The sequence below is a fragment of the Vibrio sp. SALL6 genome, assembly GCF_002002385.1.
GTDB lineage: Bacteria > Pseudomonadota > Gammaproteobacteria > Enterobacterales > Vibrionaceae > Vibrio > Vibrio parahaemolyticus.
In genome coordinates, this window is the sequence record NZ_MQVK01000010.1 from 11651 (window position 1) to 23682 (window position 12032).

General features: G+C 44.1%; 9 protein-coding genes. 3 read left to right on the forward strand and 6 right to left on the reverse strand.

The genetic code is table 11. The annotated features are described in order from the left end of the window. Nucleotides 1-293: 293 nt before the first annotated feature. From BIW15_RS06525 to BIW15_RS06535, 3 genes are all read right to left on the reverse strand, one after another. Entirely contained in the window at nt 294-1544 is a 1251-nt protein-coding gene (locus BIW15_RS06525) for an outer membrane protein transport protein (protein WP_005457664.1), read from the reverse strand. Nucleotides 1545-1840: 296 nt separating this feature from the next. Further along, on the reverse strand, nt 1841-2569 hold the full coding sequence (locus tag BIW15_RS06530; RefSeq protein ID WP_025574821.1) for a DUF3379 domain-containing protein: 729 nt from the start codon (nt 2567-2569) through the stop codon (nt 1841-1843). After that, the gene (locus BIW15_RS06535; protein ID WP_005479482.1) at nt 2562-3137 is read right to left on the reverse strand and encodes a sigma-70 family RNA polymerase sigma factor; all 576 of its coding nucleotides are present in this window, start codon (nt 3135-3137) and stop codon (nt 2562-2564) included. The genes BIW15_RS06530 and BIW15_RS06535 overlap by 8 nt, the downstream gene beginning before the upstream one ends. Nucleotides 3138-3843: 706 nt before the next feature. On the opposite strand from BIW15_RS06535, the gene fadI reads away from it, so the two are divergent. Beyond that, complete coding sequence (gene fadI / locus BIW15_RS06545) at nt 3844-5151, forward strand: acetyl-CoA C-acyltransferase FadI (RefSeq protein ID WP_077280712.1); 1308 nt, start codon at nt 3844-3846, stop codon at nt 5149-5151. Next, nucleotides 5151-7262, forward strand: a complete 2112-nt coding sequence (fadJ, locus tag BIW15_RS06550; protein ID WP_077280713.1) for a fatty acid oxidation complex subunit alpha FadJ — start codon at nt 5151-5153, stop codon at nt 7260-7262. The genes fadI and fadJ overlap by 1 nt, the downstream gene beginning before the upstream one ends. A gap of 64 nt (nt 7263-7326) precedes the next feature. Here the strand turns inward: fadJ and BIW15_RS06555 are convergent, their stop codons facing one another. Both BIW15_RS06555 and BIW15_RS06560 read right to left on the reverse strand, forming a co-directional pair. Then, nucleotides 7327-7581 (reverse strand): hypothetical protein, encoded by a 255-nt coding sequence (locus BIW15_RS06555; protein ID WP_005457697.1) that lies wholly within the window; start codon nt 7579-7581, stop codon nt 7327-7329. Nucleotides 7582-7746: 165 nt separating this feature from the next. Then, a complete protein-coding gene (locus BIW15_RS06560) occupies nt 7747-10524 on the reverse strand; it encodes an insulinase family protein (protein ID WP_077280714.1) in 2778 nt (925 codons plus the stop codon). 375 nt (nt 10525-10899) lie between these two features. On the opposite strand from BIW15_RS06560, the gene sixA reads away from it, so the two are divergent. Beyond that, complete coding sequence (gene sixA, locus BIW15_RS06565) at nt 10900-11364, forward strand: phosphohistidine phosphatase SixA (RefSeq protein WP_005457775.1); 465 nt, start codon at nt 10900-10902, stop codon at nt 11362-11364. A 135-nt stretch (nt 11365-11499) separates the two neighbouring features. Here the strand turns inward: sixA and smrB are convergent, their stop codons facing one another. Then, nucleotides 11500-12030 carry an endonuclease SmrB gene (smrB, locus tag BIW15_RS06570; RefSeq protein ID WP_005457721.1) on the reverse strand — a complete coding sequence of 177 codons (531 nt, stop codon included), beginning with the start codon at nt 12028-12030 and terminating at the stop codon, nt 11500-11502. Between the last annotated feature and the right edge of the window lie 2 nt (nt 12031-12032).

Sequence of the window (12032 nt, forward strand, 5' to 3'; positions counted from 1 at the left end):
TTAATTATAACGTGGGGCAAAAGTCTAAAGGTAGAGTTATTACTTTAGAAATGAAAATCCGGAACATGAATGTATTTAGTGTTTTGTTCTAATTTGTTGTTTGTTTATGGTTTTATAATCTAACCATGATAGTGGAATGAAAAAAACTCAGCGAACACCTGTGAGGTCTAATTGTGGTTTTTAGATACACGTGTTCACTCAAATTGAGCGGACGATAAGTGTTAGATAAGAAAAAAGGCTGGAAATCCAGCCTTTTATATAGAGTTTGCTTACATTAAATATAAGGAATTTTCTTAGAAGCTACGGCTGTATTGTAAGCCAAACAGGATAGCGTCTGCGTGCGTTGTAGCTGTTACACCTGTAGAAAGACCAGGGGCCAATTGAGTATTCTCATTGACTTTTACATCGTCACCTAGCAAGTATGTGAAGCCAAAATCAATGTTTGAGCTGTTGTCGATATGGTAAGAGAAACCTGTTGAGAACCACTGGCGATCTGAATCTGGTACCGAGATAGATGTTACCTTATCTTGAGCGCTGGTGTCGTACATGTAACCAGCACGAAGTGTCCAGTTATTGTTTAGGTAGTAAGTACCACCAATTGCGTAGTGCCAGCCATCTTGCCATTGATAGTCTTTCGAGTAACCACCTTTAAGCAAACCTTGATTTAGGTTTTCAAAATCAATTTGGTCGAAATCTTTCCAACCAATGTATTGGATGCTGTAATGTACGGCAAACTTGGTATCTTGGATTTTGTGGAAGCCAGAAAACTCTGCCATATCTGGTAGAGGTAGAGTGATTTCCTGACCTTTATCGTCTTTTGCCGTAAATTCTGGGCTATAACGATACGCTAGACCAAAACGGTTGTTTTCATCCAGTTCGTACACGGTACCAACGTTGAAACCAACAGCCCAACCATCAGCTTTATCTACATCTAGTATTTTTTTGCCGCCAACAAGTGGAATAGAAGAGCTGGTTGTACGTTTCATCGTGCCTTGACCGTAGATTAAATCAACGCCTGCACCAAAGCTCCATTGTTCATTTAAGCGGTAAGAGCCAGCAAGACCAAAGTTTGCGCTCTTAACGTCAGTTAAGCCGCCGTATTCAGTTGCTGTGTAGTTATCTGAAAACTCAGTTTTAGTACCGAAGTTTGAGTAAGCATTTACGCCCCAAGCAAACTTGTCGTTTACTGGAACGATTAGGTGAATGTTTGGCGCGATTGACGTGTCGCCCACATCATCTGTGTCAGCAACATCAACGCTCTGACCCATGAAATTTCTGTATTTCGCATCTTTCACTTCAATCATTGAAGTAATGCTTTCAAAACCAAGTGACAGCTCCATTTTATCAAAAAGAGCCATTGCCGCTGGGTTACGAGCCATTACTGACGCGTTATCGGCGATTACTGCATCACCAGCAAACGCACGGCCGATGCCAGTTGCTGATTGAGCGTTAATTTGGAAACCTGCTGCCATCGATTGACCTGAGGCAAAAGCTACCGTTACTGCTAGGAGAGTCTTTTTAAACAGACGCGTATTCTGAGTCATTTGTTTTTCCTTATTAGATTCGTCTCTCTGGACGATAAATTGAGCTTTTGCTCAGTGGCGCAGATAGTAGTATCAAGAGTGGGCTAGACAAATCCGACCATTAGATAAAATTGAATAAAAATTGCGGAAATGATGTCTAAAAGACGGGAAATTGCACTTAAATTGCATAATTTAGAGTTTAAGCTCTAAAAGCAATTGGCGTGGTGAATGTTTTGTGAGCGATTAATACAAAAATGCCGCCAAATGAGAGTATTTGACGGCATTTCAATGTTTCTAAGCTAAAGTTGGTGAAGTTGTTACATTGGTTTTAGCATAGGCGCCAGTTTAGTGGCGATAGCGTCAATGTCTTCACCTTGTTCGCCGACTAAAATCATGCTGGTTGAACCAACGGGTTGGACGATACCTGTCATACCATCCTTTTCAAAATCTGCCGTTTGTTGGCTAGAAATTCCCGTAATAAAGAGCGTTACTTTGCCCTTTACACCCTGAAAAACCATGTGTAAAGCATTAGCTTCACCAAATCCACAGTGGTTTAGGTAGTAAACGTGGTACGGGAAGTTGTCACTAAACTGATAATGAAATGGCGACATCTTCGCATTGATCTGGGAACTCGGCACGTTTTCATCTAAATGGCGTACAAACGACTCTTCATGAATGACATGTTTAATAGCTGTATCTGCGAGACTGGCTTGCGCCGGTGGCACCAGAATGTTACCCCAGTTGATTTGCCCCACCAGTAAACCTGCGGTAAAGGCAACAGAAGCTGCAAGCGCCATGGCTTTGCGGACAAAGTTGGGTTTGACGACTTTTTCGTCAAGCGCGCTAGAGGTTTGGCTAAACAAGATTTTATCAGCAAGATCCTCTGGCACATCCACATTCATGGCCTGCTTAATTTTCGCGTCGAGATCCAAAACGTCATCAACAAACTTACTGTTGGCATCGCTAGCGGCCAACGCTTGCAGAATCTCTTCATCCTTCTGTTTTGGATCCGACAAAATACGACGACGAAATTCTAAATCATCCATTTTTTTGTCCTCTCTTAGTATCTTGAGAATCCAACATCTCTTTAAGTTGATTTCGAGCTCGGAAAAGTCGAGTCATGACGGTGTTCTTATTTAAATCAAGAATGTCGCCGATTTCTTCTCCACTGAAACCGCCAATAACCTGAAGAAATAGAGGTTCACGATATTCCACATCCAACCTCATAATCTGTGCTTGAAGCCATTCTTGTTGATGATGCGGATCGTCGCTGACCTTAGCATCGTTGCCGTAGTCATCGATATCAACTAAATCAAATTGTTTGCGTTCGAAGCGACGTGCATTTTCTCGCCTTAATATAGTAATAAGCCAAGATTTCGCAGCTTTTTCATCTTGAAGGCTATCGAGAGATTTCCATGCACGTAAGCAGGTCTCTTGCACTAAATCTTCCGCAATTGCTTTGTCCTTACACAACCAGTATGCATAGCGGTACAAATCGCGGTGATAGCCCCGGACGAGCGCTTCATATTTTCTTTGTTTGTCCATATCAGAGTTGACCGGACTGTTGGAATTTTTCTTTCCAAACATTTTTAATATGGCCACAGGAGCCTCCATCCTCGCTCTGTGTATTTCTTATACGTTTTGAGCATGACTTTACTTCTAATCCATCACTTATTGCTAAGCCAATATCGAGTGATAAATCCATTCGTTACAAGCTAAGTCGGTATATAAAAGTGTATACACAAATAACCGATATTATCTTTAGTGATGCAGTTTTGCTTGTTAACAATATCATCATTTAGTTATCAATGACTTGGTTAAATGCATTGGATTTATGTATCTGATGCATATTTTGAGTAGCAAGCTTGTGAATGGACTTGAATAGATGAGGCATTTAGATGCGTTCAAAGATCGTAAAATCACCATAAAATTGATCTATTTCAAAATCTCAAGCAGTGAAGGGGTTATAGTACATCTTGTCATCTCGTTAGTCCTTGTGACTAACATGTTGAGCAAGATGACACTTCCTTTTGAAGGCTGACTTTACTTTCTCCTAATCAGGAAACTGATTAATTTTCAATTGGCGTAAGTTAATTGTTTTATAGATATTCCGACCACACAGTTATGTGTGGTTTTTTTTTGCTTCAATTTTACCTGCCACACACTTTCTGCCGTTTTTAGCTTCTATAGTTATTCAATATAATCAATGAACTAGAGTAATTGATCTACTTGCTTCACGTTTATTTAAACGCACGTTTGATAAATTTAACAAGTTGATTACAATGCATCAGGTCAGACCTCTTGTATTTAAGGAGAAACAATGGGCAAGCAGGAAGTAAAAACACGCAATGGTGAGCGTGTTGCTATTGTCGCGGGGCTTCGAACTCCCTTTGCTCGTCAAAGCACGGAATTTAGCCAAGTGCCAGCGGTCGATTTAGGGAAAATGGTAGTAAGCGAAATGCTTGCTCGAACAGATATTGATCCGAAATTAATTGAACAAGTGGTGTTTGGACAAGTGGTTCAAATGCCTGAAGCACCAAACATCGCACGAGAAATCGTATTGGGCACGGGGATGAACATCCATACCGACGCTTACAGCGTGACGCGTGCGTGTGCGACGAGCTTCCAAGCGGCGGTAAACGTAGCAGAGAGCATCATGGCTGGCACCATTGAAATTGGTATCGCTGGTGGTGCGGATTCATCTTCTGTACTTCCTATCGGTGTGTCCAAAAAACTTGCTGCTAACCTGTTGGCTCTAAGCAAAACCAAAACATTGGGTCAGAAGCTCAATATTCTCAAAAGTCTGAGTTTTAAAGATCTCATGCCTGTTCCGCCAGCCGTCGCGGAATACTCGACGGGTTTGTCGATGGGACAAACGGCAGAGCAAATGGCGAAGACGCACGGTATCTTACGCGCAGAACAAGATGCGCTAGCTCATCGCTCTCATACATTGGCATCCCAAGCTTGGAAAGAAGGCAAAATTCAAGGTGAGGTGATGACCGCTTTCCCTGAACCTTACAAAAAGTGGATTTCTGAAGACAACAACGTTCGTCACGACTCGACGTTAGAGGGCTATGCAAAGTTACGTCCTGCATTTGACCGCCAGTACGGCAGTGTTACCGCAGCAAACAGTACGCCGCTGACTGATGGTGGCGCGGCAGTGATGCTGATGCGTGAAGGTAAAGCGAAAGAGTTGGGCATGGAAATTCTTGGCTACATCCGTGGCTACGCATTCTCAGCGATTGGTGTGGAAAAAGACATGCTGATGGGACCGACTTACGCGACTGCGAAAGTGCTCGAAAATACAGGCTTGGAACTGTCGGATCTGACGCTGATCGATATGCATGAAGCGTTTGCTGCTCAAGCATTGGCAAACGTGAAAATGTTTGCCTCAGATAAGTTTGCTCAAGAAAACCTAGGTCGTTCGAAAGCGATCGGTGAAATCGACATGGATAAATTCAACGTGCTCGGTGGCTCAATCGCTTACGGTCACCCATTCGCGGCGACGGGTGCGCGTATGATGACGCAAACTCTACGTGAATTGAAACGTCGTGGTGGTGGTATTGCATTGAATACCGCTTGTGCTGCGGGTGGTCTTGGCGCGGCAATGATTCTGGAGGTTGAGTAATGAGCGAGCAAAAAGCATTTAGTCTTAACGTTGATGAGCAGAACATTGCATGGTTAGCGATCGACGTACCGAATGAAAAGATGAACACGCTACAGGCGGCTTTTGCTGACGAAATGAAAGAAATTTTTGCTCAGCTAAAAGACTCCAGTGGCATCAAAGGGATGATCATTCACTCCTTAAAACCGGATAATTTTGTGGCAGGTGCCGATGTTCGTATGTTGGAGGCATGTACCACAGCGAATGAAGCACAAGCATTGGCAAAACAAGGTCAAGAGTTGTTCCAACAACTGTCTGACTTACCTTACCCTGTGGTTGCGGCTATTCACGGCCCATGTTTGGGTGGCGGTTTAGAACTTGCGCTTGCATGTGATTACCGTGTTTGTACGGATTCCGATAAGACACGCTTAGGCTTACCAGAAGTTCAACTCGGTCTATTACCGGGTTCTGGCGGTACTCAGCGTTTGCCACGTTTGATTGGTCTGTTACCGTCATTGGACTTGATCCTGACGGGTAAACAGCTTCGCGCGAAGAAAGCCAAAAAACTGGGCGTTGTGGACGCGTGTGTCCCTGACACAATTTTGCTCGACGTAGCAAAACAGTTTATCGACAAAGGTAAGAACAAGGGCAAGAAAAAGCAATCGACGAAAGAGAAGTTGATGTCGGGCAGTGGGTTAGGTCGTAAGCTCGTTTTCGAACAAGCTGCGAAGAAAACCAACCAGAAGACCCGTGGCAACTATCCAGCAACGGCCGCGATTCTAGAAGTGATTCAACACGGTCTGGAAAAAGGCTTTGCACAAGGGCAAGAGCTAGAAGCGAAACGATTTGGTGAGCTTGTGATGAGCTCCGAATCGAAGGCATTGCGCTCTATCTTCTTCGCGACTACTGAAATGAAGAAGGAACACGGCACGGATGCACAGCCAGCAGCGGTGAAAAAAGTGGGTGTTCTTGGTGGCGGCTTAATGGGCGCTGGGATCAGTCATGTAACGGTAGCAAAAGCAAAAGTGCCTGTTAGAATCAAAGATGTGAGCAATGACGGTGTGTTGAACGCACTTAACTACAACTACAAGTTGTTTGAGAAGCAGCGCAAACGTCGCATCCTGTCGAAAGCCGATTTACAGGCGAAGATGTTGCAACTGTCAGGTGGCGTAGACTTTACAAGTTACAACCACATTGATGTTGTGATCGAAGCGGTTTTCGAAGACTTGGATCTAAAACAACAGATGGTTGCGGACATTGAAGCAAACGCAAAATCTGAAACTATTTTTGCTACGAACACGTCTTCGTTACCAATCCACAAGATTGCAGAAAAGGCAGAGCGACCAGAAAACATCGTCGGTTTACATTACTTTAGCCCAGTAGAAAAAATGCCGCTGGTGGAAGTGATTCCGCATGAAACAACGTCTGATGAAACCATTTCGACAGTTGTCGCATTGGCTAAGAAGCAGGGTAAAACCCCAATCGTTGTGAAGGACAAAGCTGGCTTTTACGTAAACCGCATTCTTGCGCCTTACATGAATGAAGCTGCGCATATCTTGCTGGCAAATGAGCCGATTGAGAAGTTAGATGGTGCGTTGTTGGATTTCGGCTTCCCTGTTGGGCCAATCACGTTACTTGATGAAGTTGGTGTTGATATTGGTGCGAAGATCATGCCGATTCTGGTCAATGAGTTGGGCGAACGATTCAAAGGTCCTGATGTATTCGATATCTTATTGAATGACGGTCGCAAAGGACGTAAGAGCGGGAAAGGTTTCTACACTTACAAAGGTAAGAAGAAAGAAGTCGATAAATCCATCTACAAGCTACTCAAACTGACGCCAGAATCGAAGCTCAGCGATAACGATATTGCGTTGCGCTGTGTACTGCCAATGCTTAATGAAGCAGTACGATGCTTGGACGACGGTATTATTCGCTCTCCGCGCGATGGCGATATTGGTGCGATTTTTGGTATTGGCTTCCCTCCATTCCTTGGCGGGCCATTCCGTTATATGGATCAATTCGGTTTGAAAGAACTGGTTGAGAAAATGAACGAATTTGCATCGAAATATGGCGATCGTTATGCGCCATGCGACGGACTGCTGACTAGAGCGGGTGAAGGTCGTACCTTCTACTAAGTTCTTGAAACGCTGAACATTAAAAAGGCTTGCATCGCGCAAGCCTTTTTTCGAACAGAAGTGTTTATTTCTTCTTGTCTTTTTTATCTTTGTTATGCCCTTTACCTGGGTTGTCATCGCCATGCACGCTAGCGTTTCCTTTTTTGTCTTTATCATCCCAGTTTTTAGAAGAGCAATCGTCGGATTTGACGGAAATATTGTCACCGCTTAGGCGAACACAATCTTTGCTCAATTCAAAATCGTCACCTTTTACTGTGATTTCAGCATGAGCGGATGCGAATGGTAATAATACTGCAGCAAGTAGTAATAGTTTCTTCATGAGTGCCTCATCTACATGTTTTTTGTGCGGTAATTAGAGCATAAGCGGCAATCGCGTAATTTCAATTTTCTGTTAAGACTATCCAAGTCGTATTAGTAAATTGATGGGTTTCTCACATATTTTACAGCTCGACTTCCGCCCATTTTATCCATTACGGTGATGGTCTTAGCCCAGACCACAATCTTTTGGTCGTAACTGAAATTCTTCGATAGAACCAATTTCTTGCCCTAAGTGAATTCGAGGAGCATCGACATGTGCTTGGCCTTGCGAGTGCATGACCAACCGGTTTGCTGTTCTCGGTTTCAGTTCGTTAACGACAAAGCGAATCATGTCTGCTCTTGTTAGCTTTTTGAGCTCGGCTAGTACTTTTTCGCGTTGATTAAACTCGGTATCTTTGTTGCCTATTGCTACCCACAAGCGTTGCGCTCGTCCACGTAAAGTCGTGTCTGGGGTTGCGATTTGGTTCCAAAGGCCACGCTTACTGCTGTGCCATTGGTAGTCGTTGAGCTCCAAAAGCACCATGTAAAATGCATTTAAAAATTCATCGATAGAGGTAACTAATTCCGCAGGGGCTGCGTTAGGCGATTGCACATAAAGCACAATCCCCGGATGACGGTTCAGTGGCATGTTACCAGTGCCGACCATGTAGCCGAGTTGCTGCTTGGTGCGAATCTCATGAAAGAAGGTTGCCGACATGAGGTGATTGGCCAAAGAATAAAGTGCGATGCTGCGCGGTTCGATGTCTTCACACTGGTGGTAAATTACCACAGCAGAATCTTGTTGATTACAATGCACTTCGCGCTGAAAACTGCCATTTTGACCGAGCATAATTAACGGACGCAGTGCTTCTTCGTAGCGCTGTTCTTTTACGCGCAAGGCATCTTTCAAGGTTGTTGCCATATCATGCGCTTGTTGACGTTGCCAGTCGCCATAAACGAACATTTCTACGTGGAGTTCCGCCAAAATCGACTCGACGAATGTCGACAGTTCATCGACTTCAATCTCTTCCAGCGCTTCTGCAAGTGTCGCGAAAGGAGGATTGTTGGGCTGCAACAAACCTGTTAATGCGTTGAACAGTTGAGAAATTGGGCGATCTTGAGATGAATTTCGCCAATTACGTAATAATTGTTGTTTGATGGTTTCGAACCGAGTCGGGTTGAACTCTCTAGCGGCGAAACGGCGTAAAATCATCTCAAGCAGTTGCGGCAGTTTTTGGCTGAAGCCCGACAACGTCAAAGTTACCCCACCTTGGTGTGCATACATGTTGTAGCCCATGCCCGCGATTTCAGCTTGGTAGGTTTCTTTGGCTAGTGAGTCCAAAAACATTTCGACACAAAGACGTGTTTTCACAATATTTTTAGGCGATGCGACCGCGTGAGAACTGTCGATCGCAACGTACACTACGCCTTTCGGCACTCGGAACTCATCATCTTGCAAATGCCACAGGCGAAAACCTTCGAGATCTTCAATCAACTCCGGTAGTGAGCCCCCGTTTTCAAAGGGCATTGGGTCGAGGTCGTAACAAATGTACGGGTTCTTCTCTGGCAGAACAAACTGCCAACGCGGATCAATTTGTTGGAAGAAGCGTTTTTGCTCGCTACTGAATGGAGTGACGGAGTAGGGGGTGAAATACCACTCCGCAGTGCGATTGTACTCAAGTCCTTTGGCGATCAGCGTAACGCGGACATTGTCGACAGATAAATATTGCAGCAGAGAACGTTGTAGATCTTCATCATAGCCCGACATTTTGTAGTCGCCATAGATAATATCGTGCGGCTGATAATGCTGCATATTGATGACTAAATGGCTAACTAAATCGAGAGGGCGTGAAGGTTCTTGAAAGCGGAATGCAGATTCCAACACTGCTTGCTTCTCTAGGTAGCGCCACTCATTCATTCCGTCTTGTTTGATCATGGTTAGATATTGGAAGACAGCTTGAATGATGTCATCTACGTGGTCTAACCCTTCTGGTGTGAGTGTACAACTGACCGTAAAATCACGATAGTTGCTGCCACTTGCCCCGCCGCCGGCTGATAGGGAAGTGATCCAGCCTTTGCTCTTCAGTTGAAGCATCAAGCTCCCTTCGCCTTCGTAACCTAACAAATGAGCGAAATAAGAGAGAGGCTTCACGCCGTAGTGTTTATCCATTCCCGGCATAGGGAAGGTGAGAATGAGTTTGCGAAACTCTTTGATGGGCTCAATTTGAACCAAAATTCCGGTGCTGTCTTCAGTCCCAATCGGTACGTTAATCGATTTACCACTTAATTGATGATTAGGGATGTCAGCGAATATGGCTTCTACACAAGCTTGCTGCTCATCAAGAGATTGAGGCCCAAACAATGTCAGCGTCATAAGATCGGCTGAATATTGAGAATGATGAAACTCGACAATTTCATCACGAATAGACTGACCATCTCGGTCGCCAAGCGTATCTAAATTGCCGACAGAGAATTTTGAAAATGGATGTTCTGGATTGATGACTTCTTTGTTGACTTGATACAAGCGACGCGAGTCGTCATTCAATTTCAGCTTGTACTCAGAGTCGACCGCTTGGCGCTCTTTATCTAATGCTTCTTCGTTAAACAGTGGCGCGGTAAAGAATTGGCTAAAGCGATCCAGTGCGTTTTCAAATGCACTTGGAGTGACATCAAAAAAGAAGCAGGTGTGCTCCGTTCCTGTCCACGCGTTATTCGTTCCACCATGTTGGCTAATATAACTTTGAAACTCGCCCACTTTAGGGTATTTTTCCGTACCCAAAAAAAGCATGTGTTCTAGATAGTGAGCCAGACCTTGACGATCAACTGGGTCGTCGAAGTGTCCAACGTTCACAGCTAGGGCGGCTGCCGACTGTTGAGCTGTATCAGAATGAATCAGCAATACGCGCAAGCCATTACTCAAAGTAAGGTAGCGGTATTGGTTTGAATCGTTTGGACTTAGGTGCACGATGCGTCTCCAGATTTCGCATTACATTAATTATGAACCCCAAAGGGGGTAGCGCAAATGTTGCGTTCGACAAATACTGCTTGCCGCATTTTTGTTATTCGTAAGAGTACTGCATTGGACCCATCGCTTTTGCGTATGGGGTAGAGCTGTTTGAAGGAATGCACTGAGTTCATGACTTCATCGTAGAATGTGATGAACTGAGTATATTCTTTTTAATAGATTGTTAAGAAAGTCGCTATCTTTAGCAAGCGAATTGGTATAATGAACAGATAATTATATCAGTATTTTTGTTTCGTCATTATTAAAATTAGCCCCGATTATCTATAAAGATAGCAGTCAACCTTTTGGTAGCGTTAGCTATCCCTAGGAAATAACATGAAAATATTCATCATGCGTCATGGCGAAGCTGAGCATTTCGCAGATTCAGACGCAGCAAGAGAACTGACCCAAAGAGGCAGAACCGAGTCAGAGGCTGTTGCACGAGCTTGTGCTGAGCAAGGTTTTGCTCAATTTGACAAAGTGTTGGTGAGCCCTTACATCCGTGCTCAGCAAACCTGGCAAGAAATCAGTACGTTTTTCTCGACAAAAAGCATCGAGACCAGTGACGACATCACACCATACGGTCAATCGGATTGCGTGTTTGATTTTGCGAACGCGCTCATTGAAGTCGAGAAACTAGAGTCTCTATTGTTTGTTTCTCATTTACCGTTAGTTGGTTATTTGACGTCTGAGTTTGTGAAAGAGATGACGCCTCCAATGTTCCCAACCTCTGGTTTAGTGTGCATCGAATACGAACCACAAACACAGCGTGGTGAGGTGCTTTGGCATATTACGCCTTGAGCGTCTAAGTCATCGTTATCTAAAGATAAATCGATCTCTTAAATAGACAGACATCTAAAACAAGCATTTAAAAATTAGATATTGATAAACAAAAGGCAGGAATATCCTGCCTTTCTTATTCTTAGAGTGTATGTGTTACTTCTCTGGAATAGAGAGCAAAACCAGCAGCGCGCCGTCACCGCCAAATTCTAACGGTGCTTGGTGGAAGGCCATCACATCAGGGTGCTGAGCCAGCCAAAGTGGGGCTTTTTGCTTCAGAATGTGTTTACCAATACCGTGTTGAACACACGCACAGTGAATTTCGTTTTTTACGCAATAGGCGATCATGGCACCAAGTTCGCGTTTAGCTTCTTGCTGTGTCATGCCGTGCATATCGAGGAAAACGTCAGGCACGTAGACACCGCGACGCAGACGTTTCACTTCATAAGTAGAAACATCATCACGAGCATAGCGAGTTGGGCCTTCTTCGTTTAATCGAGGCACAAACTCATCGGAAAAGTAAAACTCAGAATCACTCGCTTCTCGGTTTGAGCGTTTGATTTCTTTTTGCTTAGTATTTTTTTTTGGTTGCTGGATTATGGTATCCTGTCGCAACTTTTTTACGCCCTGTACTGCTTCCTTAAACAAGGCGAAATCGTCATCATGTTCGGTGTCTTTTTTGCTCATTA

Excerpts from the sequence above, each read along its gene's own strand:
- BIW15_RS06535 (WP_005479482.1), bottom strand. The coding sequence starts at position 3,137 with ATGGAGGCTCCTGTGGCCATATTAAAAATGTTTGGAAAGAAAAATTCC.
- BIW15_RS06555 (WP_005457697.1), bottom strand. The coding sequence starts at position 7,581 with ATGAAGAAACTATTACTACTTGCTGCAGTATTATTACCATTCGCATCC.
- fadJ (WP_077280713.1), top strand. The coding sequence starts at position 5,151 with ATGAGCGAGCAAAAAGCATTTAGTCTTAACGTTGATGAGCAGAACATT.
- sixA (WP_005457775.1), top strand. The coding sequence starts at position 10,900 with ATGAAAATATTCATCATGCGTCATGGCGAAGCTGAGCATTTCGCAGAT.
- BIW15_RS06525 (WP_005457664.1), bottom strand. The coding sequence starts at position 1,544 with ATGACTCAGAATACGCGTCTGTTTAAAAAGACTCTCCTAGCAGTAACG.
- BIW15_RS06530 (WP_025574821.1), bottom strand. The coding sequence starts at position 2,569 with ATGGATGATTTAGAATTTCGTCGTCGTATTTTGTCGGATCCAAAACAG.
- smrB (WP_005457721.1), bottom strand. The coding sequence starts at position 12,030 with ATGAGCAAAAAAGACACCGAACATGATGACGATTTCGCCTTGTTTAAG.
- fadI (WP_077280712.1), top strand. The coding sequence starts at position 3,844 with ATGGGCAAGCAGGAAGTAAAAACACGCAATGGTGAGCGTGTTGCTATT.